We start from the raw sequence: 23,601 nt of genomic DNA on the forward strand, positions 1-23,601 counted from the left end.
CGAGCTTTCGGACTGAAGTAGCGCAGCCACGCTCTTGCCGATCCTCTCCTCGCACAAAGCCGCCCAACGCGGCAAGACGTTCACTGCTACGCAGAACTTATTGGGAAGCTCACGCAATCGGATGGCGCGAGAGGCTTGCCGGGCAAAGAACACAGCACCAGTTTAGACGCAAACTCAATCTTAAGGAGGTCACCGCAATGGCACCACGTAAACCCACCACTCGAGCTTCCACCCTTGACACCACCGGTGCAGGGATCGCCACGCCTGTGCCGAAGGGTGTCGTCGATACCGCGACGGGAAAAGTGGGCGTTCCCGTCCAGCCTGACCACGATCTCCATGAAGAACTCGGCGCCCTGCGCAAGCAGCTTGAGACCTTGCAAAAGCAGGTGACGTCCGTGGCGCAGGGTATCAAGGGCGGCGCGCGCGTGGCTGCCCGGCAGACCGAAGCGACGGTTAAGTTGTATCCGGTGTCGACGATGGTCGCGGTCGCAGCCGCAGTTGGAGCCATCGCCTTCGCGCTGGCAAGCTCACGCTCGGCCCCGCCGCGCTCGCGTTATGACCGCGCGTTCGACGAGATGCGCGATCTTTACGACAGAGTACGAGAGCGGATCTAGGTCCCTTCGGGGATTGCGAATAAAGTGATTCTCCGCCACGCTTGACCTGCAAGCGAGGGGAAAACACATGCTTGAAATGATCATCGAGAACAGTCTCGATATTGTTGATCGCACGGAGCGCCTGATCGACACTGTGAAGCGACTGGTTGGAGCAGGTCTCGACGAGGTCGAGGCCTATAGGCTTCATCTCGAGATCGAAAGGCTGACGGACGTCGTCCTCGTGATGGACGAGGCCGCGCGGCTTCTTCGGCGGACCTTCGAGCTTCGGCCGGACATAGCACGCTCATGCGCGATGCATGCGACTATCCACTGACTGATATTTCGCCACCACGGAACTGCGCGCCAAGCGCCGCGCGAGCGCAGCCGCCGACAACCGATGGCCTGTGAGATCGATCGCTGTATAGGATGGGTCGACATCGGATCTGCGACAACCAAAGTGGTATCGCAATCGCCCCTAAATGGCTTCTTCGACGGCGCCCTCACCTTTCGGAATGTTTTTTGCGGGTTCACGTGACAGAAGGCGCCGGCCTCGAAGTCGAGCTGGCCGATGCGATGATGAAGCTATATGGGAAGCGACATGCGTGAAATCTTCGTCGAACACCTCGGCGTGCACAAGCGGAAGAAATCAGCGCTGCAGCTTTGCCTCTTCGCAATGGTTTCTTTTGGGAGAAAATAGTGGGTATGACCACCGACAATGTGCCGTCCGATATTTATGCAATCGCCGACATTCACGGACGCGCCGACCTTCTCGAAGCGTTGCTCCGCCACATCGCTGTCGCCTCCAGCGAACGCCGATCGAAGCCGATCGTAATCTTTTTGGGCGATCTGATCGACAGGGGACCCCGCAGCCCGCATGTGCTTGATCTTGTGACCTCGACACTTGCTCTCTATCCCGGCTCACGGCTGGTTCTAGGCAATCACGATTATTACCTGCGCGCTTTGCTTCGCGAGGAGCTTACCTACGAAGATGCCGTCAACTGGATGGATTGGGGCGGGGTCGCAACCGTAAGCGCCTATTCCGATCGCCCGGTGCCTGATTTCAAGGGTATCGCCGCAGACATTCGTGACGCCTTTCCGCACCATTCCAATTTGCTGGAAAACGCGCTGACGTACAAGGAGATCGGCCGCTTCTGCTTTGTTCATGCTGGAATCCGCCCTGGAATTCCGCTCACGGCGCAGACTGACTACGACTTGCGATGGATCCGCTCTGGCTTTCTCGATCATATGGACGCGTTCGACCACATAGTTGTGCATGGTCATACGATCACAAGCTCCTTGCGCCCCGAAGTTTACGCCAACCGTATCGCGGTCGATACCGCGGCGTATCGAACCGGTCGCCTATGCGCTGCCGTGATCCGACAAGACACACTGTCCACTTTCATCTGTACGCATCTGCTTGCGAACGGCGAGATCGCAGTAGAAGAGTGGTCGCCTGACGAACGAGGTCAGGAAGTTTCATGAATCGTGCTGCGCGCCAACGATCTGCTGCCAGACCTTGCATTGGACAATGCTCACACCCGACGAACTGATGCGGCTTTGCAAGCAAGGGTTCGGAAGCTGAAATTCTTCTAATCCGGCCGACGGCGCCGTTAGGCAGTCATTGTACTCCAAGCCATGGCGACGCCGAAGATCAGGATGACACCGGCAAATAGGCCGTTCAGGGTGGACTGATACGGCTTCAGCAGCTGCAAGAGACTGCAGCCGATGACGGCACCGATCGCACCACCGGCGATGAAGAACGCCGCGAGCGGCCAGTCGACGAGGCCAGAGAGGGAGTAGGTCGCCGCTGTGGTCGAGCCGAACGCCACGATCGCGACCAGCGAGGTCGAGACGGCATTGATCGTCGGAATGCCAGTCGACAAGATCAGCCCAGGGACGATCAGGAAGCCGCCACCTATCCCGAAAAACCCGGAGATGACACCTGTACCCGCACCAACGGCAAGAACCCCTGGAGACTTCCGGTTCTCAAAGGCGCATATGTTGTCACTCGTTAACCTCATGCGCCGCAACATCAGTACGGCTACGACAACCATAAGCCCGGAAAACCAGAGAAGAAGACGATTTCCATCGAGCATCTTGCCGAAGGTTGCGCCAACCAGGGCGCCAAGGATCCCTGTCAGACAGTAGAGTCCTGCATATCGCCAGACCACTGTGCCGCGGCGCGCATGCATGACGAGACTGATCAGGGCGTTGGCGGCCACGGAAACTGCACTGGTGGCGATGGCAACATGAGCGTTCGCAAGGCCGACGGCATGAACGAGGAGCGGAACTGCAAGGATCGAGCCACCACCGCCTAGCAGGCCCAGTGTGAAACCGACCAGTGCACCACAGATCGTTCCGATGCCGTATTGATAGAGATCCAGCGACATGTCTGTTGGCCCACCGCGGTGGAGGAATGATGGTGTCTTGCCGGGGAGTGTGTCTCGGCGAGACGTTTGTCAGGACCAGACGGCAGCATGGAAAGCGCCGATCGGCAGCTTGAGGTAGCGCATCTCGTTCTCAGCCGGTTCCGGAAGCTGGCCGCCATTGATGTTGACCTGCAGCGCGTGAAGGATCAGCTTCGGCATCGGCAGGATCCGATCCCGTTCTTCCCGAATGGCGACGAATTCCTCCTCACTCGGGGAATGCGCCAGATGGATATTCTCGGTCCGCTGACGCTCAACGGTGCTTTCCCACAGAGGTTGCCGCCTGCCGGGTTGATAGTCATGCCCAACGAAGATGCGCGTATCGTCGGGCAGCGCCAGAATGTCCTGGATGCTGGACCACAGCGATTTCGCGCTGCCGCCGGGGAAATCCGCGCGGGCCGTGCCGCTGTCCGGCATGAACATCGTGTCGTGCACGAAGGCTGCATCGCCGACGAGATAGGTTATCGACGCGAGCGTATGGCCCGGCGAGTACATGACACTGACATCGATATCGCCGATCGTGAAGCGATCGCCGTCGGAGAACAGTCGATCCCATTGGCTGCCGTCGACGCGCAGATCCGGCCAGTTGTAGATGTCCGACCAGATCTTCTGCACACCTGTCACATGAGCACCTATGGCCATTGGCGCACCTGTCTGCTCTTTCAAATAGGCGGCGGCCGAAAAGTGATCGGCATGCGGATGCGTGTCGAGGATCCATTGAAGTCGCAGGTTATGGTCGCGGACATACTTCACCAGCGCATCGGCATTATGTGTTGCGATCGAGCCGGATTTTTCATCGAAGTCGAGAACGGGGTCGATGATGGCGCAGGACCCGGTCTCCGGGTCGCTTACGACATACTGAATGGAGTAGGTTCGTGGATCGTAGAAGGCTGCGACGTCAGGCTTACGCATAGGCGGCTTCCCGCAGTTCCGATTCCAGCGGCGAGAAGATCGCCCGGGAAGGATCGAAGGTATAATGCCCCTCATAAAACGCGGCATCTTTGGCCAATTGGATAACGGATTCGAGAATGAAGGCGATCTTGTCTTCCGACAGCAGGACGCTGAGGTTGAGGCGCGTGAATCCCGGCTTCTCGATCTCCCGGCCGTCCAGAATTGCCTGCCGCATCCGGTCCGACGCCTCTGCATCGATTGCGAGCAGCCGATGCACATAGGGTCCGGCGCAGGCGCAGCCGCCGCGCGCTTGGATGCCGAAGCGGTCGCTCAGCATGCGGGTGACGAGCTGCTGATGGACATAGCCGCCTTTGCCGTCCCGCACGCGAAACGAAAAGATCGGCAGCCGCGCCATGGATGTGGGGCCGAGCAGCTCGATCTCCGGCACGTCCTGCCACGCCGCAAAGGCTCGCCGGGTCAACGCGTCGTTCAGCCGCTGCATCTCGGCGAGGCCGATGGCATCCTTGACAAGGAAGGTGAGGGCGGCACGGATGTCGCCGATCACATCAGGCGTTCCCGCCTCCTCGCGCGATTCCAGACTATCGCTGTAGTCGTGACCTGTGGGCGAAACAAACTTGACGGTACCGCCGCCCGGCCAGGAGGGTTTGCTGGTGACGACGGCGTCGTGCCTGACGATCAATATTCCCGACGCAGCCGGGCCACCGATGAATTTGTGGGGGGAGACAACGATTGCATCGATTTCGGCGTCCTTCGCGGGCGTCATCGAAATCGGCAGATAGGGGCCTGCGCCGGCATAGTCCCAGACGACTTTCGCGCCGGCCGCTTTTGCGATCCTCGTGATCGCCGTGACGTCGGTGGAGATGCCGGTGATATTCGATGCCGCCGAAAACGAGCAGACTGTGAGGTCTTGGCCTCCGCTTGCAAGAGCCTCCTGCAACAGGACGGTGTCGGGGCCGCCTTCGCTACCCTCTGCAATTTCCGTGATCTCCGCGCCGCTCTCGCGCCATGGCAGGATGTTCGAATGATGCTCGTAAGGGCCGATGATGAGATGGACCCGCTTGCCCGAAGCAACCACATCGGTGACGCCCAGCAGCTTGACGAGCCGGTTGAGGCCAGCGGTGGCGCCGGATCCCGCGAAGATGACGGCATGCTGGCGATCGGCGCCACAGCATTCGCCGATCACCGATCGTGCCTCGCGGCGAAGGCGCGTCATCATGCCTCCGCAATAGGACGCTTCGGTATGGCTGTTGGCGTAATAGGGCAGGACTTCCTCCATGATGAAGTCCTCGACCTGCTTCAGCGCCCGTCCCGATGCGACGTAATCGGCATAGACGAGATCCTTGAGGCCGAACGGCCCGTTCACCTTAGCCTTTGAGCCGATGAGTCCTTCCCTGAAAGCGTCAATGGGATCGGCCATGTCGAGGCTGGCCTTGAAGCTTGCGAGCGCGGTGACGAGTTCTTTCGATGGGAGGCGGCTCGGTCGCTGGCGCATGGTCAATCTCCAGATGGCAATTGACAACGATAGTAATGCACATCACGGTTGGAAACTTCACCGTTTTTGAGCAAATAAGGCCAGGCTTTGGGTCATATGATCGAAAAAGACTTCAAGATTGATGATATTGATCTGAAAATTTTGACGTGCCTGCAGCGAAATGCTGCCCTTGCACAACGTGATTTGGCTGGGCAGGTCGGGCTATCTCAAAATGCGTGCTGGCGGCGTCTGCAGCGGCTACAGGCAAGCGGGGTGATCGGGGCGTCCCGGACGGAAATCAATATCGAGCTACTTGGCTTCGATCTGACGGCAATCGTGATGATCCGGACCCGGCACCATTCCAAGGAATGGTCCGAGGATTTTCGCAAACACGTGGATCGGCTGCCCGAGGTCATCGACTTCTACCGTATCGGCGGAGACTGGGACTACCTGATCAAGGTCATCACACGCGGAATATCCGGCTATGACGCTTTCTATCAGAAGCTGATCAACAACTTTGATCTGGCCACGGTGACGGGGTATTTCGCCATGGAGGCGATCATACGTAACCGGGCCGTGGATCTGGGCCGCATACGATAGCGTGGTAACCGCGCCGTTCTATCCCTCCAAGGCGATGCGTACTGAGGCCGCGCCCATCAGGTACGCGCGAATTCTAGCAGCGGCGCGATATCATGGTTGTCGCCTGCGCGGAGGGTTGCGACGTAGCGAGTGCGCAGTTCACCGCCATCGGCCAGATGTTGCGCTCCGTCGTTCGGAAGGTGCCGGCCCATTCCCGGACGTCGCCAAACATCCGCTTGTGCAATGTCCGCATGAAGTCCTCGCTGAGCATTCGCTCACGCGATACGCGCCGGCGACCGCGTGCCGAGGCCGCACCCTCGACGATGTTTTCCCGCTCCGCCTCGTTGAGATCACGGCGGTGCGTGAGTCTGAAGCAGTTCCTCTCTCTCATGCGGTTCAAGGGGTATTGCGCCCTCAGGCTCCTGGAAGAGGTCCTTCATGGCTCGTTCCAGAGGTCGCGCTCGGCGAGCCTGTCGCGAATGTATGCCTCGACGCGGGTTCGAAGTCTGCTTCATCCGTGGCCTGAGCTTCGGGCCGGATCTACTTCCGTGGCATTGCCGCATGCGTTGCTGCTGCATGCCATCTACGGCTACCGTCTTGAAGTTGATGCGATCGGGCTGAGGTTCGATAAGAGCCCAGCCCCTTTGGCATTGGAGGCTGCAAGACGATGAGTAGCTCACAGCCGCTATATGTGGGTCCTGTAAAAATTTGGGGAGGCCACTCCCACAACCATGACAAGCTGCGGGTCGGCAATATCCGTGATGGCGAGTTTTAGAACGCTGCAGTCGTCGTGCTCTCCGTTCGCCTCGACTTCGCGGCCCTCGATCACGGCAAGCTGCTCGTGTGCTAAAAGTTCGGCCCAGAAGCCATCCGTGCAGATGAAATAGACGCCAGGCAAACTGTTCGTTTCGAGTATTTCAGGTGTCACGTACTCACGGGAACGAAAGCTCTTGGTGAGGAGATGCCTGGCCGGTATCTTCGATAGTTCCTCAAGTGCAACGTCGGTAAGCGCATTGGCAAGCGTGTGAGGCTGAGTCCGCCAGTGAATTCTGTCGCCTCGATCAATCTGGCCTAGAAGACAGTCGCCTGCATGGACAACTGTCATTCGTGTTCTTCGGTCGGTATGCACAATAGCGAAACTGGCAGAGCCCCGAGGAAAACGCGCGCGCAAATCTAGATGGATTCCGCGCAGCAGTTTCGAAAGCGCATTGAGATCCAGCGCTCCTTGTAGGCCGTTGAACCAGTCGATCACTTCCCGCACGATCGCTTGGGCATATTCTCCACTGCCCGCACCTGCGGTAGAACCGTCGACGACGATGCAAATCACGCCGCTTGCATTGATGCCAAGCCCTGCATGGTCACGATTGTCTGCGGTCTTGGTGCCTTTCTGGCTATACCAGTTTGCTTCAATGCGCATCTGCACGACCGTCTGCGCAGTGGCTGATGGCAACGTAGCGCGCACGCACGATAGCTGCGCGGCCGGGCTGCCCACGCAAATTTCCCTCAAGAAAATCGTCAAAGTCGCGATGCTTGAGTAGCGCCTGGAATTGGTCAGCGATGTATGTCCTGGACCGACAAACGAGGCATATCCCTGTAGAACAGGTTGATGGCCGTTCCCCCCTTGAGAGCGAAGACATCCTGCCGCGCGATATAGGGCAACGTCCGGACCAGCAGTTCGACCTGCCGCATATAGCGATCACGCGCCATCGATATTCTCCTTTGGCAGCAGGTCGGCTGGGACCGTTACGCGATAAATCGGGTGGAGCCTTCCGCCTGGGAGCAGTGCTCGATCGCCGCGTCCCATATCGATCCGCGATCGGTCGATATGCTTGAGCCACGCATGCGCGTGCTTGTCGGCATAGACGAAGAAAAGACGTTTCACCTTTACGCTGCGACACTGGATCAACAGCGTCGTCAACATTTTCGGGCGCAGATTGACCATTCCCTCAAACACCATGTCGATGTTGTGAAAGCTTTCGTTCTTCGGGAGTTCATCGAGAATCTCCAGTATCGCCCGCTCTGCAGACGACATTTTGATAGGCCAGCGCCACGGGCTCATCGCCAGTTCTCCATCTGGAGTATCGGAGAGGCTGAATTCGCTGTCCTCGACGCCGTTGTTCTCGTCGGGGAACAGTCCATGACCTCGTCGGACGAACCTGGCATCGGTTGTCAATGTCATAAGCCAATCAGGTATATCGGAGCCGTAGAGGTACACGCGTGTATCGCCGCCCAGCTGCAGGTAGTGGGAATGGCCGCGCAATCCAAGTGCGGTCCAGCCTCCTACGTGGAAAACATGTCCCATGATCCATTGCGCGGATAACAAGGGAATTTTCCAACCCGTGACGGCTTGCGTCGTTTCTCTTACCGAAAATGGGCGTCGGTAGACGCCTGTCGCGATCCGTTCGAGCCAACCCTGCTTGATATACGCCGATACGGATTGCCGTGAGATTGCGTGGCGTGCCGTCCAAGCCGAATCGACAAGAAAGCCCTGCGGAACCGATTGGATGAGGTACTTTAGCTTGGGCGTGGTCTGTTCATTCATAATGGACATTATCGCACGAATTCAAAGTGAATATCAAGTTGACTTTAAACGTTGTTCCATTTGTCAATCTGAAAGAGACAAGAGTAAAGGGTGTCAAAGTCTCGAACGGGTCAATTTGGCAGCGCCTTGTTCGGTGCGCTTAAACCTCCACGCCAAGGTTTCCACCTGCGCGCCGTCGCACTGATACGATCGATGATCACCAGACAAATCGAACGCTGTGCCTCTGCCGATGTCTCGCATTGGAAGACAGACCAGTTCCCTATTTTTACGTCATTCCGGTTGATGGCAGTCCGGATGATACGGACGAAGGTCAGTGCGCATCGATGCCCTTGAAAGCCATCGTTCCCGCGGAGGGCGATGTCTTTTCAGACACTTAAGCTATCTGACCAACCTGTTGCCGGTTCGATTCCTATCAAGGCGACCAATTTAGGACCTCCGCCGGAGAGTTGTCGCGGCAGTCGCTCGGCCAGGTGGTGAAGGCGAACCATTCGAAGGGCCTCAGCCACTCGGCGGGGATGAGACACCGGGACATGCATTGAGGGGCTCGCCGGCGTATCGAGTGACGAGCCCTTTCACCCCGACTTGAGCGAAGCGGGCTCGTCCTACTTGTTCAGCGCATCCTTGAGAGCCTTGGCCGGCGTGAAGGCAAGCTTCTTTTGCGCGGCGACCTTGATGACCGCACCCGTTCCCGGATTGCGTGCCTCGCGCTCCGGTGTTTCCTTCGGCTTGAACTTGCCAAAGCCCGGGATCGAGCTTTCCGCGCCAGATGTCGCAGCTGATGTGATGGCTGCAAACACCGCTTCGACGATAGCCTTGCCCTGAGCCTTCGTCAGGCCGTGGTCGGTGGCGATCTTGTTTCGTTGGTCGTTGTCATCAGGTGAAACTCCTGTTGTCAGGGAATCGATGTCTCGACTTTTGTGGCACTTCGCCACCCGGCTTGCGCACGCGTTTCGACAGTCTTTTCCACAACTTCCATCCCTGTTCCGTCCTTTGTCCCATCCGGGCAGGCGATCTTTCATCATCGTTCGCCCTTCGGGTGGATCCGGCAGCGTGTTTCCTGCCGTTAAACACGCCGTCGTGTCGCGGGCCTCGCGTCCTGCCCCGGCTTTTGGTCCTGCCGGGCCCGCGCTGCCCCGCAACGGCTTTGCCGTCCTCCACTTCGTTGTGGCCCTTTCGGGTGCAGGCCAGCGCTTGCGGCCCGGTGTTCGGACCGCCGTAGCAGGTCCCGATGGTCGCAACCTCAAAACGGAGGTTTAAACATGAGCAGGCAACACACCAACCAGCGATTCGATCTCTACAGCCGCATCACCGACAAGATCGTCGCCGAGCTCGAACAAGGCGTGCGACCGTGGATGCAGCCCTGGAGCTCAGCACACGCGACCAACCGGGTCACCGGGCGAGTATCGAGCCCGGCCATCGCAAGGTGTCGGTTGGCCAGATGCTCCCAGGTCTGCCTCAATTCCTTCAGCTGCAGGTGCGATGTCGGCATGTGGTTTGCGAGGGCGGTCTCGAGTATTACCTCGCTGGTGAGGCAAGCGTGCCCTTGTAGATCGTTGGCTCGGTGCTGCGAAGCGGATACGGATATGTGCTGCGCGTCTAAAGGCGATGATTTTTACGCAGCGAACTGCCTGCGCCCAGCGGAAATTCGCTAAAAGCCGCTGATCAATGTGATTTGCGACCCGTCGGTAAAACGACTAAGCCGAAAGGGAGTGGTATCCACGATTGGAGTTCGCCCGATCACAAGATCGGCCATAAGTTTACCGGCCGCCGGGCCAATACCAAACCCGTGACCCGAAAAACCGGTGGCAAGGTAGAATCCTGGAATGGTATCGACAGCATCGATCACCGGGACCGCGTCAGGCGTGACGTCAATCATCCCCGCCCAGCGTTGTGCTACCTGCGCATGCTCAAAGACCGGAAAGGCTCTTTTTACACGCTCGAGGGCGCCATCGGCCATGGCCTTTGACGGCATGGGGTCAAGGGTCCGGTTGTATTCGAACGGTGACGGTTCATCGAGATTCCATCGGCGAGGAATACGCGCCTCGTCGAAAAAACGGCCGCCGAAGCGCAGCCGAAGCGACCTCCATTCGTGTCGCAACGCAGGGAGAAACGACTGCATGTGACGGAAAGAATCCGGGACGATGTCGACGATGTTCCGCATACCGTCGGCGATCGTATAGCCACCGTCAGCCCGCTTTCGCGTGGCAAAGCCGCTTGCCCAAATCGCTTCTTCCGGCCCCCCATCAAGGGGGGCAGTTCGCAGCACCGAGTTCATCACACGAAGCTGTGGCAAATTCACTCCGATATTACCCGTAAAGAGACTGGACCAGGCGCCGCCGGCAAGCACGACTGCCTGGCAATCGATCTCGCCTCGTTCGGTGACGACCCCCGTGACGCGTCCGCCCGCCATCTGCAAGCCACGCACGGCGCATTCCGTCAGGATGTGGGCGCCGCGTTCCCGTGCGGCCTGCGCAATTGCAGGCGCCGCAAGTTGAGGCTCCGCACGGCAATCGTCGGGAGTATAAAGGGCTCCTGAAATGTTCATCCGGGATGTCGGAAATTTGGATTTGAATTCGGCAGCGCTCAGCATCCGGCTCTCGATCTGATAGCCATCGAGATTGCGGTTCCATCGCTCGTGGTCCGCGAACTCCCTTTCGGTTGCGCAGGTGAAGATGATCCCAGAGCGCTTGAATCCTGTTTCCCTGCCAGTCCTCCGGTTCAGATCAGCCCATATTTTGAGGGACTCCGCCATGAGTGGTACTTCGCGCGGATCGCGCCTCGAAATCCTGACCCAACCCCAGTTCCGGCTGGATTGCTCCTGCGCGATCCCGCCCTTTTCACAAAGCGCCACCTTGAGGCCGTACTCGGCGAGCTCGAGCGCGGTTGACACGCCAATGATCCCACCGCCGATGACGACGACGTCGACACTGCGCGGCAGATTGGCGTCGCCATGGACGGGCATGACATAGGGACCGGGCATGCGAGTACTCTCCTATGAGCAAGGCTGTAAAAGTGCCAAAAGTGGCTTGAGGGCGTGCCCCGGTCGTCCGCAAGGCGGCTCGTCTGCGAGGCTAGCCACGGCGATCTTGAAGCCGGTGCCAGGGATGCATTCGATTGGCCACCTGGACTGCCAACCCATGCATCCGGATCTTTTGCATCGCTGTTACGGGAAGCGGCATTTCGTCGTCCGTCCGTTTACCCGCGGCCCAACGACCGATCTCCTGACCAAGCGACATGGAAAGCGCGACGCCACGACCCGAATAGACTCCGCCGAAGACGAGACCAGGCGCCAGTCGGTACAGACGTGGGCGGCGGTCGGGAATGACCGCAAAGGTTCCATGCCAGTATTCAACGACCTTGGGAGGGCCGCCGAACGCCTTGAATGCCTTGTGGAGCACTTGGGCCACCTTGGCGCGGCCGCGTTCGGCTTCGTCGAACCAAAGCGTGTGGGTACCGCCGCTGACGAGCCGGTTGTCGCAATCATAGTGAAAGTAGCGCAGGTCATTGCGCATGTCGGACACTGCAGGGTTGCCGACGAGGATTTGCGCCTTGAGATCGTCGGTCAACGGTTCGGTTGCCGCCTGGAAAACCTTGAACGGGATCAGTGTCCGCTGAAGACCCGGCCAGATGTCACCCGTCAGCGCATTTGTCGCAAGCACCACCTCCGGGGCGCTTACGCTTCCGGCGGCAGTGTGAACCCGCCAGCCATCCTCGATGCGCTCGATACGAAGAGCGCGTGAGTTTTCGAAGATAGTCACGCCTTCCCGTTCCAGGGCATCCGCAAGGCCAACCGTCATGGCGAAGGGATTGATGTGACCGGAGTTTGCGACCATCCAGCCTCCGAGATAGGGGCTGCCGATGCGCGATGTCACCTCGCTGCGGTCCAGCCAGGAAACGCTGGCGCCGAAAGCTTTCCATTGCTCATAGAACTGCCGTGCCCGTTGCAAGGTCGTCTCAGTATGGGCGGGCTGTATCCAGCCCTCCTGCACCTGGTGGGCGTCGATGCCAAAGCGTTGCATTAGCCCGAAAGCCACCCCCGCCGCATCGGCAACCATGCGGTTGTAGCGCTCCCCAAAGACTTTTCCGTAGGTGGCTTCGAATTCGGAAGGCGAGGCTTTGGAATGATGTGAGATAACGAGGCCGTTGTTGCGTCCGGAGGCTGCCGAGCCGATCTCGTTGCCTTCGAGCATGATCACGTTGACGCCGCTGTCCCTGGCGCCAAGGGCGGCTGCCATCCCGGTAAATCCGCCGCCAACGACGAGCACATCTGTCTTACGATCCCCGGCAAGGCTTGGCGCGCTAGCGCGCTTCGCCGTGGTCTTGCTCCATAGGTGCGGCGTCTTCCAGTCGACCTCAAACATGGATTGTTTCCTCGCTCGCGCCCCCGAGAAAATGCTCGCTGATGGCGGAGTGCTCGGCGATTTCCTGTGCCGGCCCGTGCAGGCGAACACGGCCCGTGTTCAGGAGATAGGCGTAGTCACCACACTCAAGTGCCAGCTGCACGTTCTGTTCCACCAGAAGGATAGAGATCCCCGATTTGGACAGATCAAGAATGATGTGGAAGATCTGTTGCACAACCTTCGGCGCCAAGCCAAGCGATGGTTCGTCCAGCATCAAGAGCTTGGGTTCGGCCATGAGTGCGCGCCCAATCGCGAGCATCTGCTGCTGGCCGCCGGACATTCGGCTCGCCATGCCATTGCGTCGCTCCTTGAGAACCGGGAACAAGGTGAAGACCTCGCTGCGCAATGTCTCGAAGCTTTTGCCGACGCGCCCAATATGGGCAGCAACGAGGTTTTCCTCGACTGTCAGACGCTGGAAGATCTGCCGGCCTTCCGGGCAGTGGGCAAGGCCCATGCGCACCACATGCTCGGGACGCGCCCCGGTGATATCCTTGCCGTCGAAGGAGATGGTGCCAGCGGTTGGCCGCGCCACCCCCGAAATCGAGTTCAGAAGTGTCGTTTTTCCAGCGCCGTTCGGTCCGAGGATGACGACGATCTCGCGATCGTCGATTTCGACGTCGACGTTCTCAAGAACGCCGACGCGTCCGTATCCCGAGCTGAGCCCGGCGATCTGTAGCAGCGGTCTTGATGTCGTCGATGTCATTGGCTGTTCCCAGATAGGCAAGTTGAACGTCGGTGCTCGCCTGGACCTCGGCGGGCGTTCCTTGGAAGAGCAGTTTTCCGTGATGCATGACGACGATCCTGTCGCAGAGCGTCATGACCAGATCCATGTCGTGCTCGACGATTATCATCACGCGGTCGGCCGACCTCAGCTCTGCGAGCTTGGCAGCCAATTCGGCGGTCTCGTGGTGGTTCAGGCCGGCGGCAGGCTCGTCGAGAAGCAAAACGCGAGGATTGGTGACCAGCGCGCGGGCGATCTCCAGCATGCGCTGGCGTCCGTAGGGAAGGCTGCCAGCCTCAGCGTTCGCATAACCCTGCAGGTTGAAGAACGTGAGCAATTCCATGCATCCGTCGCGTCGACTTGCCTCTCGAGCCGAGGCGAAGGGCGGCCACAGAATTTCCTTCCAGGCACTACCAACCGCTTGCGGATAGTAGCAGACCTCAAGGTTCTCAAGGACCGTCATCTGGTCAAAGAGACGGATGTTTTGATAGGTCCGGGCAATGCCGGCATTTGCGATCTCGTACTTCTTCAATCCGCTGAGCTTCTGGTCGTCCAGGAAGATTGAGCCTGAAGACACCGTATAGGAGCCCGCGGTCATGTTGATCAGGGTCGACTTGCCCGCACCGTTCGGGCCGATGATGCCGTGGATCATCCCCGGTGCAAATTGGGTTGAGACATCGTCGATGGCTACGTTGTGGCCGTACTGCTTTCGCAGGTTTTGAAAGACGAGCGTCATCTCGCAAACAGCCTCCGAATGAGTTTATCTGGTCCGAACGTGCGAGGCACGATGCCGGCGGGCCGCAGGATGATGAGAACAATCATCAAGAGGCCAAGGAATAGGGTTCGCCACTCGGCAAATTCTCGCAGCACCTCCGGCATGAGGATCAGGATTGCCGCGCCGACGACGACGCCGAGAATATTGCCAATGCCGCCGACCACGATCATCAGCACGATGAGTACGGATTCCTGTAGCGAGAAGCTTTCCGGGCTGACAAACCTCTGCGATGCGGCAAAGATCACACCAGCGATGGCACCGATGGTGGCTGATGTGGCAAAGGCGGCGAGCTTTGCGACCGTCGTGTTGATACCGATGCCGCGTGCTGCATCCTGGTCTTCCCTGATCGCTGCCCATGCCTTTCCGAGAATGGATCGCTCCATTCGCCACACAAGCGTGCCGATGACGATGACCGAGACGAGCAGGAGCCAGAATATCTCGACGGGTCTTGCCAATTCAATGCCTGCAACCGATGCCTTGTCGAGCCGGGCAATTCCCTTCGGACCTCCGGTCAGCCAGTCGAGGTTGTTGACGATGATGCGGATGATTTCCCCGAAGCCAAGTGTGACGATTGCCAGATAGTCGCCGCGCAGTTTCAGAACGGGAATGCCAAGCAGGATCCCCGAGATCATCCCGAGGCCCGCCGCAATGACGACAATCAGCAGGAAGGGGAGGTGAAGGCCAAGCTGCGGACTGGCAAGGAGAGCGTAGGTATAGGCGCCAACGGCATAGAAGGCGACGAAGCCGAGATCGAGCAGGCCCGCATAACCGATGACAATGTTCAGTCCAATGCCGAGCAGGATGTAGATCAAGAGGCCGTTGACGACCCGGACATAGTAATTGGGAAGGAAGGGTGTGGCGATGATGAGCGCAAGAGCAAGCAGGAGTACAAGCCATGGAAGGAGCCTGCCGTGACCTGCTGATGCCTGGACGGAGGTATCTGCGGAGGACATCAGAACTCCCTCTTGTAGACCATGCTCTCCTCAGAAACCGGCTCGCCGAGAATGCCGGCCGGACGGACGAGAAGAACGAGGATGAGTATGACGAAGGCAAGGACGTCGCGATATTCGGTCCCAAGCACACCGCCTGACAGGATCGGCAGCAAAGCGGTCCCGGCGACCTCGACAAAGGCGAGGATGAAGGCGCCGAGCATGGCGCCCGGAATGGATCCGATACCGCCGAGGATCGCTGCCGTGAAGGCCTTCAAACCAACGACGGCACCCATTGTCGGAGACATGATGCCGTAGTAGCTGGCGTAGAGAATACCACCGGCGGCACCGAGCACGGGGCCGGCAAAGAACACCAGCGAGATGGCCAGATTGACGTTGATGCCAAGGAGCTGGGCCGTCGGCCTGCTTTCGGACACGGCGCGCACGATGATGCCTGCGCGACTTCGGTTGACAAGTGTGTAGAGCGCAAACATCAGGGCAAGGGCGGCAATCAAAATGCCGATCTGGACCGAAGTGACGGTACCGCCAAGCACGTCGAAACGCGTCGAGGGAAAGAAGCTCGGAAAGCCGATTGGCTGCGGGCCGGCCATGATCTGGACGGCGGTCACGAGCGATAGCGAAACACCGAGCGACGACAGCATCGGTGCGAGGCGATTGGAACTGCGCAGTGGTTTATAGGCAACGCGCTCGATGCCGACGCCGATCAGGCCTACGACGATGACGGCGGCGAGAAAAGTAAGCGCCAGGATCACCGCACTCGTACTGCTCATATCGCCGATGAGGAAGGAAAGAATAACGAAGGCGGCATATGCGCCGAGCATGAACATTTCGCCATGTGCAAAATTGATCATGCGCAAGACGCCGTAGACCATTGTGTAGCCGAGGGCGATAAGGGCATAGATCGAGCCAATCGTCAGGGCGTTGAACGTTTGTTGGATGACTGTTCCAAGCATTTTGGACCCTGTCCGAATACGCCATCAGGCGAGGATAGGATGCGCGGCCTTTCGATTGAAATCAATCGACAGGGGCACGATGGCGACGGCGTCCTGTCGGGACGCCGTCATGGTTTCGGGTCCTATTTCGAACCGGCAAGAACAAACTTGTCGCCCTCGACCTTGTAAAGGTAGGAGGGCGCAACCTTGAGTTCGCCGACATCGTCGAATTCCAGATGGCCGATGGCTGTGTCGACCTTGACGTTATGAAGGGCATCATTGATGTCTTCACGCGTCAGATCCTTTGCATCCTTGAGCACTGCTTCGAGGATCTGGCCCTGAACATAGCCGTAAATGGAGTAGGGGCCTGGATCCTTGCCGTACTTGTCCTTGTAGAGCTTGGAGAACTCTGCGATCGCGGGCGAGGCGTCGGTTGGAGGCGCCTGGATCGCAACGAGCGCACCCTGGACGTTCGGCTGGCCTGCCTGCGAGATGAAGTCGGGGGTGTAGCCGCCATCCGGCACCAGCAGCGTTGTCTTCAGGCCCTGTTCGTGGAGCTGCTTGGCAAAGAGCGCCAGCTGCGGCATGACGGCGCCGAGATAGATAACGTCAGGTGTCTTCGATTTGATCTGTGCCAGGACGGCCGTGAAGTCGACGTCCGTCGGCGCGACGGAGAGCGTGTCGAGAACCTTCCCACCGCCGTCGGTGAAGTTCTTGCCGAAGATCTCGGAAATGCCCTGGCCGAAGACCTGCTTGTCATTGACGATAACAGCAGTTTTTGCGCCAAGTTTCTGCAACGCATATTCGGCCGGAAGGAGCGCACCAGCAAAGTCGTTGGCGACTGGACGGACCATGAACTTGTAGCCCTGCTGCGTCAGCGACGGGTTGGAGCCGAAGGTCATGGTGGGAAGCGTGCACTCCTCGTAGATCGGCAATGTCGACTGGGCGACGCCGGAGTTGAAGTTGACGAGACCGATCACGACATCGTCGTTGTCGCAGAACTTCTGTGCAACCAGTGTTCCCTGGCGAGGGTCTGCCTGATCGTCTTGCTGTTCGATCTTGACGGTGACGCCGTTTGCGCCGCCTGCAGCGTTCAGCTTTTCGATGTAAAGCTTGAAACCGTCATGCCAGGTAGAGCCGAAAAAGGCCTGTGGACCTGATATCGGGCCGGCAAGGCCGATGGTGATGTCTTTGGCCGAGGCCGGTGCTGCGATAAATGCTGCGCCAATGGCAAGCGAGGCGATGAACTTCATTGTGTTCCCCTTGTGATCCGATCGCGTTTCGGCAGGCCGTTCCGGTCTCTAGCCGACAACGCCATGGAAGCAGACAAATCGAAGCACGTCAAGAAAGTGTCGACACTATTGCGTTCAATTTATTCATCGCGTACTTCTGACATCAGGATGCACGTCGCCGATGCCGTCGCGCGTCCGGTTCATTTTGCGAATACACCTTGAGCAGCGCGTCCTTTAGCGCCTGCTGCGTAGCGGAGACGGTCATCTCGATATGCTGTCGCAACAATTCGACGCCACCATCCACGTCGCGGGACATTGCCGCCGCAACAATCGCGGAATGCGAGGCGACCTGGCCCATGTCATGGGTGCGGTGCTCGATCTGGATTCGTCTGATGAAGCGGATCCGGGCGTTGATGGCTGCGAGCTGATTGACCAGTTCCGGATTGCCAGAAAGCTCCGCAATCAGCAGATGGAACCCTTCGTCCTCGGCAAGGATAGTGTCGGCCGGCTGTTGGCGGTAGCCATCGACGATGGCGCTCCAGTAGTCTCGAAGCCGTTCGATCTGGTCGTCTTCGGCGCGTTCGCACATCAGGCGGAAGGCGGCGCATTCGATGATGGAGCGCAGCTCGTAGAGGTCGATCAGGCCCTCGGTGCTGAGGCTGCGAACGAAAAAGCCGCGGTTTGGCGTCAGCGAGACGAAGCCCTCGGAGGCCAGCCGGTTCAGAGCCTCGCGAATGGGCGTCCTGGATACGCCCAAGGTTTTGGCAAGCTGCACCTCGTTGATCCGCTCCTCAGGCTTCAGCTTGAATTCGACCAGGAGTTTGCGGATCGTGTTGTAGGCTCGCTCGCTGCTATCAGCGGAACGGCGCGTTTCGGGATCGCCGTCGATTGGCGTCGCGTCGATGGCAGTGAGACCGTTTTGTTCGTTCATGGTGGACCTGTTCCAATTGTCGAAGACTGTTGTCGACAGATGTTTATGCATCCTTGTTCATCAAGTTGGCGCCGTTGGCAACACCCAGATTTCTCAATGAGGAGCCTGCAATGATTGTTGGGTTTTTGGGCGTCGGCCATTTGTCGGCGACACTTATCGCCGGCCTGATGCGCGCCGGCACGCAGCCACAGTCTCTCCTGTTGTCGCCACGAGGAAGATCGCTCGAGCTTTCGCAGCGCTACAAGATTGGCATCGCAGCCAGCAGTGAAGACCTGGTTCGCCGATCCGATATGATCGTTCTGGCGGTCCGGCCTCATGACGCGGAAAATGCCGTCGCCGGTTTGCCCTGGCGCGCGGGCCAGGTGCTGATCAGCGTATGCGCGGGTGTCTCGCTCTCAAGCCTCCAGGCGGCTCCGGCTCGGCTCGTGCGCGCTATGCCGCTGACGGCAGCCGAGATCAACGCCAGCCCGACCGTATTCTTCCCGGATGACCTCGACGCGCGCCGGCTCATAGAACGGCTTGGTCCGGCTATTGCCCTGCGCAGTGAACAGGAATTCGAGGTTGCGACCGTGAACGCAGCCATCTACGGGTGGGCACAATCGCTGATCAGCCAGAGCGCGACGTGGTGCGCTGCCAACGGCGCTGATGCCGCAACCATGCGCCAGCTTGTGGCCCTGACCTTCGTTGCAGCCGGACGCCTGTTCGCCGAAAACAACCAGCCAGTGGAACAGATGCTGGGGGAGCTGGTCACGCCAGGCGGCATCACCGAACTCGGCCTGAATGTTCTGAACGCGGCCGGTCAGCCACAGGCCTGGCAGCAGGCTTGCGAGGCGGTACTCAAACGCCTCACGGGGACATAAGCCGCCAAGGGCTAGCCGCCGGGACTGGTCTGGGGCGCGGCGGGATAGACGTGGCCGCCCGCGGCCTGCTCGGTCGGCGCGAGAATGAGTTCCGCGATATTTGCATGGTCCGGCAAGCGCAAAGCCGAAATCAGCACCGAAGCGATGTCGGCAGGCCGCAACGGTCGTTGATGCGTGTACATTTTTTCGCGCAAGGCTTCGGCATCGCCAGCAAAGGCTTTCAGATAAAACTCGGTTTCAACCCGGCCGGGGGCGATTTCTGTAAGCCTGACGCCAGTACCGGCAAGATCGTAGCGCAGAATGCGGCCGGCCTGCGAAAGCCCGGCCTTGGCGGCGCCATAGGTGGCTGTCCCTGGAAAAACGGCGGATGCAGCAGTGCTTGTCAGATTGAAAATATGCCCCCTCTTGCGCGCGATCATGCCGGGCAACAAAAGCCGCGCCAGTTGCAATGGCGCCGTCAGATTGAGCGCGATGACCTCGTTGGTCTCTTCGGCCGTCTGCTCGTAAAGCGGCTTGACCGTCGCAAGTCCTCCGGCGTTGTTGACAAGCACATCGATTTCGGCACCGGCAAGCTTTGCTGCAATGGCCTCATGGTCCCGCACGTCGGCGGCAAGAGGCTTCAGCCCCGGCCCGAGCCGGTCTGCAAGCGCGTCAAGTGCGGCCTGGTCGCGTCCGAGCGCGTAGACGGTCAAACCTTCTTTTACCAATGCAGCCGAAATCGCCGCGCCGATCCCCTTTGAACCTCCAGTCACAACTGCACTTCGATAATTCATGGGATCGTTCCTTTTCCAGAGTATTGGCCGTGCTAAAGGGCGCCGTGTTGTGCGATGTCTTTCAAAAGGACGATCAGCCCCGCCTCGCGTTCAGTCCTCAGCTGGTCCTGGCTGCGGTTGCCCACGGCCGCAGCTGTGGAGGCCGTTACTGCCGCGATCGTCTCCTCATCGAGCCTTGCGTCGAGAAGCGTGTGCCAGATTGCCTCGTAGGTTGGTCCGTACTTGCGCAGGAAGTCTTCCATGTCGCCGGCATTTAACTGGTTTGATATGAACGACCCTTGCAGGGTCCATTTTGGGCCAGGACCGTAGATGAAGGCGCGGTCGACATCTTCAACAGACGCAACCCCGTCACGCACCAGGGCGATGGCCTCCCGCCACATGGCCCCCATCAGCCGCAACGCCAGATGGCCGGTGATCTCGCGGGTCATTACCACCGGCTTCTTGCCCATCTCTTCGTAGAGCAATCGTGCCGTTTCGAGCGCATTCGGGTTGGTCAGCCGTCCTCCAACGATCTCGACCAAGGGCATCAGGTGGACCGGATTGAAGGGATGGCCAAGGACGATACGTTCTGGATTGAGGCATTCGCTCTGCATGTCGGAAACGAGAAGCGCTGATGAGGAGGAAGCAATGACCACGTTGTCTGCAATATGGGTTTCAATTTCCGCGAGGAGCTGTCGCTTCAGCCCGAGGTCTTCCGGGCCGTTTTCCTGCACGAAATCGACGGCGGAAAGCGCCTCGCTCATCGAGCTGAAAAAGTGGATCTGCCCCCGGTTCCGGGCGGGCCAAAGTGCGTCGAGATCCGCTTCCAGCGCAGGGAAAGACTGACGGAACGATGCCTCGGAGCCAGGGTTCGGGTCGTATGCGTGTACCGTGTGGCCGGCATGTGCAAAAGCGGCCGCCCAACGCTGGCCGATCACACCGAAACCGACAATGCCGATCGTTCTCTTAGCCATGGTCCCTTGATCCTTCAATCGAGTGCAGTGCGAAACGCCTCGTTGAGATCGTTCCAGGGAATTAGAAGGTCGAGCCATGCGCCGATGCGGCCGGCTATGATGATCGCCTCATCCACCAGGGCACCGAAGTCGAGTGTCTCGTCCATCAACTCTTCCAGCTGGAAGAGAAGAGCGGGGGTCTCGTCCATGTGACAGAAATCGCGCAAGCGCGTTGCGGTCTTGTTGAGCGCCAACGCTGCAGCCGCTCGCAGGACGGCGTCGTCACGGGTCTTGCGTGCGGCGCGCAACCACCACAAAAATTCATGAAGCACGCGTGCCTCACCCTCTGCCGCAAAGACCGGTCCTGCCGGGTGCATGATGGCGCGCGATCTGGTAACGCGCGCGATATCGCCTGGGCATGCCGCCCATAGAGCTGCGCGCGCTGACAAAATGTCGGCGGGCAGGGGAGAGGAAGATGAAGGGGAGTTGGATTGCTGGGCGAGGGCGCCTCCATCGGCGGCGGTCAGGTGACCGGATAGTATCCGCCGACCCTGGTCGCGCTTAAGGCTCGCTGCCAACGCGGTGATACCCTCGATTGGCGCATCGAGTTTGCCGAGAACGGTGACCTCGGCATTTTCGGCCTGGAGCGGTGCAAAGGTGATCTCCAGGAACTGGCGAACGGGCCAGTAGATGAACGCCCCGGCGGGTGCATCAAGCACATGGGTTGCCCCTTCGACGTCCTCGACAAAAGGGGCATGCCAGTAGATGTGGCTGCCGGCAATCTTGGGGGTGTGCAGTTGAAGATCGAGAGGCAGGCAACGCAGCAGCGCGTCACGTGTGCGCTCGGTATCACCTGTCAGCTGGATCGGCCAGCTTTGCCCTTCGGCCGAGAAGAGAAGATGCATGCTATTTGTCCAGGTTGAAGAAGGAGACGGGTTTGAGGATCTGGTTGCGCATATCGAGCAGGTAGTCCGTTTCGATGACCTTGCGGCGATAGGCCTGCCATTCAGGATCGGCCTCCATGCGGTCACGGCGTGTCTCGCGATCGGCAAGACTGTCGTATTTCCACAGGTGGACCGTTCGCGACAGCTCACCGATATGTGTCTGGAAGAAGCCGAACGGCTCGCCGAGATAGTGACGCTGCATGGGCAGGCCGACCTCCTCATAAAGCTTGAGGAAGCTCGGCAGCATGTTAGGCCTGGCGGTGTAGGTACGATGGTCGAAGATCATTGTCCGGTCCTTTGTTTTCCCAAGGTCAGTCATTCAGTCTCATGCAGCACTTCTGACGGTTTCCAGGATCAGCCGGGCAGTCAGGGCCGGGGCCTCCATCTGCGGCACATGGCCGACGCCGGTGAGCAGGTGAACCGCGGCATGATCAGGTGCCCTCTCAGCGTGGGCTGCCGAAATGACGCGGTCGGCCCGTCCCCAGACGATCCGGGTCGGAACTGTGAGCTTTTCCAGCGCAGGACGACTATCGAAGAGTTGCGTGTCGTCCGCAAACAGGCGATCGGCGAGCGCTTTTAGTGCCGTCCGGTTTCCTGCCCGATCCATCTGCCGCAAGACGGCAGCAGCATAGCCCTGCGGCAGGCTCGCTCCGTCTCCCAGCATCAATGCCAGCCAGCGCTCGAGCGCCGTCGCTGTCATCGACCCGGTCAATCCTGATATGAAGCCGCCGTTGATGTCGGGCCCAAGCCCTCCTGGCGCCAGCAGTGTCATCGACTGCACTGCGATTCTTCCGACTGCCGAAAGGCAAAGCGCGGTCGCGCCACCGAGCGAGTGGCCGACGAAATGCGCGCGTTCGATCCCTTCGGCCTCCAGCTGGTCGGAGACAAAGTGAGCAAGATCCTCGACGCTTCCGGCAGGCACAGAAGCGCTCGATCCATGTGCAGGCAGGTCAGGGGTGATCGATTGAAATTGCGTACCGAGGAGTGGCAGGACCTGGCGCCAGACGAAGCGATCGGCGCCGAAGCCATGAAGGAAAACGATCGGGACTGAATGCGCTCCTGACACTGGCTTCAGAGCAGGCGCTGGCATTCCTGTTGAAACGGCATGTCCCGGCACCGCCCCGTTGGCGATTGCCTTTTCTATGTCACGCTGCTTGATTCTTCCGTGCGGACCGGTGCCCGTGACTGTCTCAAGGTCAAGACCTTTTTGCCGGGCAAGGCGCCGCGCAAGGGGGCTCGCAATGACGCGTGCACCAACCTGCCGAATGGGGGCAGTGGCCGCTTCGGCAAGTCCGCTTGAAGCGAACGCGGTGGGCAGGCCTGCGGCCACGGCTGTGGGCGCCTGCAAGGGACCTTCCGGCAGCCCTGCCGGCTGCGGCTCGATATCGGAGATCGTGCCAAGGACAGCCCCGACCGGTGCTTCCTGGCCCTCGGAGAAATGGATCTCGGCGAGCCAGCCGTCACGATCGGCCTCGATTTCCGATGCGGCCTTTGCTGTTTCCACGGTCACCAGCAGGTCGCCAGACTTCACGCGCTCACCTGGCTTTGCTGACCACGTGATGACGAGAACGGATTCCATGTACTCGCCGCCGGCACTTTCGATGGTGATGGGATGGTTCGCCATGGCG

25 protein-coding genes and 3 pseudogenes are annotated in these 23,601 nt (G+C 59.4%); 6 read left to right on the plus strand and 22 right to left on the minus strand.

Annotated features, from left to right (window positions below; translation table 11 throughout):
- Window positions 1-197: 197 nt before the first annotated feature.
- From AC1D2R_RS18770 to AC1D2R_RS18780, 3 genes are all read left to right on the plus strand, one after another.
- A complete protein-coding gene (locus AC1D2R_RS18770) occupies window positions 198-614 on the plus strand; it encodes a hypothetical protein (protein WP_477969264.1) in 417 nt (138 codons plus the stop codon).
- 67 nt (window positions 615-681) lie between these two features.
- Complete coding sequence (locus AC1D2R_RS18775; protein WP_477969266.1) at window positions 682-927, plus strand: hypothetical protein; 246 nt, start codon at window positions 682-684, stop codon at window positions 925-927.
- Between the two features lie 368 nt (window positions 928-1,295).
- Window positions 1,296-2,075, plus strand: a complete 780-nt coding sequence (locus AC1D2R_RS18780; protein WP_477969413.1) for a metallophosphoesterase — start codon at window positions 1,296-1,298, stop codon at window positions 2,073-2,075.
- 128 nt (window positions 2,076-2,203) lie between these two features.
- On the opposite strand, the gene AC1D2R_RS18785 is transcribed toward AC1D2R_RS18780, so the two are convergent.
- From AC1D2R_RS18785 to AC1D2R_RS18795, 3 genes are all read right to left on the minus strand, one after another.
- Window positions 2,204-2,983 (minus strand): sulfite exporter TauE/SafE family protein, encoded by a 780-nt coding sequence (locus AC1D2R_RS18785; protein WP_477969268.1) that lies wholly within the window; start codon window positions 2,981-2,983, stop codon window positions 2,204-2,206.
- 69 nt (window positions 2,984-3,052) lie between these two features.
- A complete protein-coding gene (locus tag AC1D2R_RS18790) occupies window positions 3,053-3,931 on the minus strand; it encodes an MBL fold metallo-hydrolase (protein WP_477969270.1) in 879 nt (292 codons plus the stop codon).
- Complete coding sequence (locus AC1D2R_RS18795; RefSeq protein ID WP_477969272.1) at window positions 3,924-5,423, minus strand: aminotransferase class V-fold PLP-dependent enzyme; 1,500 nt, start codon at window positions 5,421-5,423, stop codon at window positions 3,924-3,926. Before AC1D2R_RS18795 ends, AC1D2R_RS18790 begins: the two co-directional genes overlap by 8 nt.
- 96 nt (window positions 5,424-5,519) lie before the next feature.
- Here AC1D2R_RS18795 and AC1D2R_RS18800 point away from each other — a divergent pair, with 96 nt between their 5' ends.
- Window positions 5,520-6,002 (plus strand): Lrp/AsnC family transcriptional regulator, encoded by a 483-nt coding sequence (locus AC1D2R_RS18800; RefSeq protein WP_477969274.1) that lies wholly within the window; start codon window positions 5,520-5,522, stop codon window positions 6,000-6,002.
- Between the two features lie 56 nt (window positions 6,003-6,058).
- Here the strand turns inward: AC1D2R_RS18800 and AC1D2R_RS18805 are convergent.
- From AC1D2R_RS18805 to AC1D2R_RS18830, 6 genes and pseudogenes are all read right to left on the minus strand, one after another.
- Window positions 6,059-6,421: pseudogene (locus AC1D2R_RS18805) on the minus strand (hypothetical protein).
- Window positions 6,418-6,521: pseudogene (locus AC1D2R_RS18810) on the minus strand (mobile mystery protein A); the annotation flags it as partial. The pseudogenes AC1D2R_RS18810 and AC1D2R_RS18805, both read right to left, overlap by 4 nt.
- 145 nt (window positions 6,522-6,666) lie before the next feature.
- Entirely contained in the window at window positions 6,667-7,398 is a 732-nt protein-coding gene (locus AC1D2R_RS18815; protein ID WP_477969276.1) for a hypothetical protein, read from the minus strand.
- A 152-nt stretch (window positions 7,399-7,550) separates the two neighbouring features.
- Window positions 7,551-7,688: pseudogene (locus AC1D2R_RS18820) on the minus strand (nucleotidyl transferase AbiEii/AbiGii toxin family protein); the annotation flags it as partial.
- Window positions 7,678-8,532, minus strand: a complete 855-nt coding sequence (locus tag AC1D2R_RS18825) for a type IV toxin-antitoxin system AbiEi family antitoxin domain-containing protein (RefSeq protein ID WP_477969278.1) — start codon at window positions 8,530-8,532, stop codon at window positions 7,678-7,680. The gene AC1D2R_RS18825 and the pseudogene AC1D2R_RS18820, both read right to left, overlap by 11 nt.
- Before the next feature lie 593 nt (window positions 8,533-9,125).
- On the minus strand, window positions 9,126-9,419 hold the full coding sequence (locus tag AC1D2R_RS18830; protein ID WP_477969415.1) for an HU family DNA-binding protein: 294 nt from the start codon (window positions 9,417-9,419) through the stop codon (window positions 9,126-9,128).
- 363 nt (window positions 9,420-9,782) lie between these two features.
- On the opposite strand from AC1D2R_RS18830, the gene AC1D2R_RS18835 reads away from it, so the two are divergent.
- Window positions 9,783-10,175: an ArdC-like ssDNA-binding domain-containing protein gene (locus tag AC1D2R_RS18835; protein ID WP_477969280.1), complete on the plus strand. Its 393-nt coding sequence runs from the start codon at window positions 9,783-9,785 to the stop codon at window positions 10,173-10,175.
- Here AC1D2R_RS18835 and AC1D2R_RS18840 read toward each other — a convergent pair.
- The 8 genes from AC1D2R_RS18840 to AC1D2R_RS18875 form a co-directional block, all read right to left on the minus strand.
- Window positions 10,172-11,503 (minus strand): NAD(P)/FAD-dependent oxidoreductase, encoded by a 1,332-nt coding sequence (locus AC1D2R_RS18840; RefSeq protein WP_477969282.1) that lies wholly within the window; start codon window positions 11,501-11,503, stop codon window positions 10,172-10,174. The two genes, AC1D2R_RS18835 and AC1D2R_RS18840, sit on opposite strands and share 4 nt — an antisense overlap.
- A gap of 91 nt (window positions 11,504-11,594) precedes the next feature.
- Window positions 11,595-12,884 carry an NAD(P)/FAD-dependent oxidoreductase gene (locus tag AC1D2R_RS18845; RefSeq protein ID WP_477969284.1) on the minus strand — a complete coding sequence of 430 codons (1,290 nt, stop codon included), beginning with the start codon at window positions 12,882-12,884 and terminating at the stop codon, window positions 11,595-11,597.
- A complete protein-coding gene (locus tag AC1D2R_RS18850; protein ID WP_477969286.1) occupies window positions 12,877-13,626 on the minus strand; it encodes an ABC transporter ATP-binding protein in 750 nt (249 codons plus the stop codon). Before AC1D2R_RS18850 ends, AC1D2R_RS18845 begins: the two co-directional genes overlap by 8 nt.
- A complete protein-coding gene (locus tag AC1D2R_RS18855) occupies window positions 13,550-14,380 on the minus strand; it encodes an ABC transporter ATP-binding protein (protein ID WP_477969288.1) in 831 nt (276 codons plus the stop codon). The genes AC1D2R_RS18850 and AC1D2R_RS18855 overlap by 77 nt, the downstream gene beginning before the upstream one ends.
- Window positions 14,377-15,372 carry a branched-chain amino acid ABC transporter permease gene (locus tag AC1D2R_RS18860; RefSeq protein ID WP_477969290.1) on the minus strand — a complete coding sequence of 332 codons (996 nt, stop codon included), beginning with the start codon at window positions 15,370-15,372 and terminating at the stop codon, window positions 14,377-14,379. The genes AC1D2R_RS18855 and AC1D2R_RS18860 overlap by 4 nt, the downstream gene beginning before the upstream one ends.
- Window positions 15,372-16,322 (minus strand): branched-chain amino acid ABC transporter permease, encoded by a 951-nt coding sequence (locus AC1D2R_RS18865; protein WP_477969292.1) that lies wholly within the window; start codon window positions 16,320-16,322, stop codon window positions 15,372-15,374. The genes AC1D2R_RS18860 and AC1D2R_RS18865 overlap by 1 nt, the downstream gene beginning before the upstream one ends.
- 122 nt (window positions 16,323-16,444) lie before the next feature.
- A complete protein-coding gene (locus tag AC1D2R_RS18870; protein ID WP_477969294.1) occupies window positions 16,445-17,554 on the minus strand; it encodes a branched-chain amino acid ABC transporter substrate-binding protein in 1,110 nt (369 codons plus the stop codon).
- Window positions 17,555-17,696: 142 nt separating this feature from the next.
- Complete coding sequence (locus AC1D2R_RS18875; protein WP_477969296.1) at window positions 17,697-18,464, minus strand: GntR family transcriptional regulator; 768 nt, start codon at window positions 18,462-18,464, stop codon at window positions 17,697-17,699.
- A 110-nt stretch (window positions 18,465-18,574) separates the two neighbouring features.
- Here AC1D2R_RS18875 and AC1D2R_RS18880 point away from each other — a divergent pair, with 110 nt between their 5' ends.
- Entirely contained in the window at window positions 18,575-19,324 is a 750-nt protein-coding gene (locus AC1D2R_RS18880) for an NAD(P)-binding domain-containing protein (protein ID WP_477969298.1), read from the plus strand.
- Between the two features lie 11 nt (window positions 19,325-19,335).
- Here AC1D2R_RS18880 and AC1D2R_RS18885 read toward each other — a convergent pair whose 3' ends face one another.
- Genes AC1D2R_RS18885 through AC1D2R_RS18905 form a run of 5 tightly spaced genes read right to left on the minus strand, consistent with a single transcriptional unit; the run spans window position 19,336 to window position 23,597 of the window.
- Window positions 19,336-20,097: an SDR family oxidoreductase gene (locus AC1D2R_RS18885; RefSeq protein WP_477969300.1), complete on the minus strand. Its 762-nt coding sequence runs from the start codon at window positions 20,095-20,097 to the stop codon at window positions 19,336-19,338.
- Window positions 20,098-20,129: 32 nt separating this feature from the next.
- Entirely contained in the window at window positions 20,130-21,050 is a 921-nt protein-coding gene (locus AC1D2R_RS18890; RefSeq protein ID WP_477969302.1) for a 3-hydroxyacyl-CoA dehydrogenase NAD-binding domain-containing protein, read from the minus strand.
- Window positions 21,051-21,064: 14 nt separating this feature from the next.
- On the minus strand, window positions 21,065-21,934 hold the full coding sequence (locus AC1D2R_RS18895; protein ID WP_477969304.1) for a hypothetical protein: 870 nt from the start codon (window positions 21,932-21,934) through the stop codon (window positions 21,065-21,067).
- Between the two features lies 1 nt (window position 21,935).
- Window positions 21,936-22,259 (minus strand): NIPSNAP family protein, encoded by a 324-nt coding sequence (locus AC1D2R_RS18900; protein WP_477969306.1) that lies wholly within the window; start codon window positions 22,257-22,259, stop codon window positions 21,936-21,938.
- A 39-nt stretch (window positions 22,260-22,298) separates the two neighbouring features.
- Entirely contained in the window at window positions 22,299-23,597 is a 1,299-nt protein-coding gene (locus tag AC1D2R_RS18905) for an acetoin dehydrogenase dihydrolipoyllysine-residue acetyltransferase subunit (protein ID WP_477969308.1), read from the minus strand.
- Window positions 23,598-23,601: the final 4 nt, after the last annotated feature.

The organism is Rhizobium sp. P1_C7, from assembly GCF_056406295.1.

Excerpts from the sequence above, each read along its gene's own strand:
- AC1D2R_RS18770 (WP_477969264.1), top strand. The coding sequence starts at position 198 with ATGGCACCACGTAAACCCACCACTCGAGCTTCCACCCTTGACACCACC.
- AC1D2R_RS18775 (WP_477969266.1), top strand. The coding sequence starts at position 682 with ATGCTTGAAATGATCATCGAGAACAGTCTCGATATTGTTGATCGCACG.
- AC1D2R_RS18780 (WP_477969413.1), top strand. The coding sequence starts at position 1,296 with ATGACCACCGACAATGTGCCGTCCGATATTTATGCAATCGCCGACATT.
- AC1D2R_RS18785 (WP_477969268.1), bottom strand. The coding sequence starts at position 2,983 with ATGTCGCTGGATCTCTATCAATACGGCATCGGAACGATCTGTGGTGCA.
- AC1D2R_RS18790 (WP_477969270.1), bottom strand. The coding sequence starts at position 3,931 with ATGCGTAAGCCTGACGTCGCAGCCTTCTACGATCCACGAACCTACTCC.
- AC1D2R_RS18795 (WP_477969272.1), bottom strand. The coding sequence starts at position 5,423 with ATGCGCCAGCGACCGAGCCGCCTCCCATCGAAAGAACTCGTCACCGCG.
- AC1D2R_RS18800 (WP_477969274.1), top strand. The coding sequence starts at position 5,520 with ATGATCGAAAAAGACTTCAAGATTGATGATATTGATCTGAAAATTTTG.
- AC1D2R_RS18815 (WP_477969276.1), bottom strand. The coding sequence starts at position 7,398 with ATGCGCATTGAAGCAAACTGGTATAGCCAGAAAGGCACCAAGACCGCA.
- AC1D2R_RS18825 (WP_477969278.1), bottom strand. The coding sequence starts at position 8,532 with ATGTCCATTATGAATGAACAGACCACGCCCAAGCTAAAGTACCTCATC.
- AC1D2R_RS18835 (WP_477969280.1), top strand. The coding sequence starts at position 9,783 with ATGAGCAGGCAACACACCAACCAGCGATTCGATCTCTACAGCCGCATC.
- AC1D2R_RS18840 (WP_477969282.1), bottom strand. The coding sequence starts at position 11,503 with ATGCCCGGTCCCTATGTCATGCCCGTCCATGGCGACGCCAATCTGCCG.
- AC1D2R_RS18845 (WP_477969284.1), bottom strand. The coding sequence starts at position 12,884 with ATGTTTGAGGTCGACTGGAAGACGCCGCACCTATGGAGCAAGACCACG.
- AC1D2R_RS18850 (WP_477969286.1), bottom strand. The coding sequence starts at position 13,626 with ATGACATCGACGACATCAAGACCGCTGCTACAGATCGCCGGGCTCAGC.
- AC1D2R_RS18855 (WP_477969288.1), bottom strand. The coding sequence starts at position 14,380 with ATGACGCTCGTCTTTCAAAACCTGCGAAAGCAGTACGGCCACAACGTA.
- AC1D2R_RS18860 (WP_477969290.1), bottom strand. The coding sequence starts at position 15,372 with ATGTCCTCCGCAGATACCTCCGTCCAGGCATCAGCAGGTCACGGCAGG.
- AC1D2R_RS18865 (WP_477969292.1), bottom strand. The coding sequence starts at position 16,322 with ATGCTTGGAACAGTCATCCAACAAACGTTCAACGCCCTGACGATTGGC.
- AC1D2R_RS18870 (WP_477969294.1), bottom strand. The coding sequence starts at position 17,554 with ATGAAGTTCATCGCCTCGCTTGCCATTGGCGCAGCATTTATCGCAGCA.
- AC1D2R_RS18875 (WP_477969296.1), bottom strand. The coding sequence starts at position 18,464 with ATGAACGAACAAAACGGTCTCACTGCCATCGACGCGACGCCAATCGAC.
- AC1D2R_RS18880 (WP_477969298.1), top strand. The coding sequence starts at position 18,575 with ATGATTGTTGGGTTTTTGGGCGTCGGCCATTTGTCGGCGACACTTATC.
- AC1D2R_RS18885 (WP_477969300.1), bottom strand. The coding sequence starts at position 20,097 with ATGAATTATCGAAGTGCAGTTGTGACTGGAGGTTCAAAGGGGATCGGC.
- AC1D2R_RS18890 (WP_477969302.1), bottom strand. The coding sequence starts at position 21,050 with ATGGCTAAGAGAACGATCGGCATTGTCGGTTTCGGTGTGATCGGCCAG.
- AC1D2R_RS18895 (WP_477969304.1), bottom strand. The coding sequence starts at position 21,934 with ATGCATCTTCTCTTCTCGGCCGAAGGGCAAAGCTGGCCGATCCAGCTG.
- AC1D2R_RS18900 (WP_477969306.1), bottom strand. The coding sequence starts at position 22,259 with ATGATCTTCGACCATCGTACCTACACCGCCAGGCCTAACATGCTGCCG.
- AC1D2R_RS18905 (WP_477969308.1), bottom strand. The coding sequence starts at position 23,597 with ATGGCGAACCATCCCATCACCATCGAAAGTGCCGGCGGCGAGTACATG.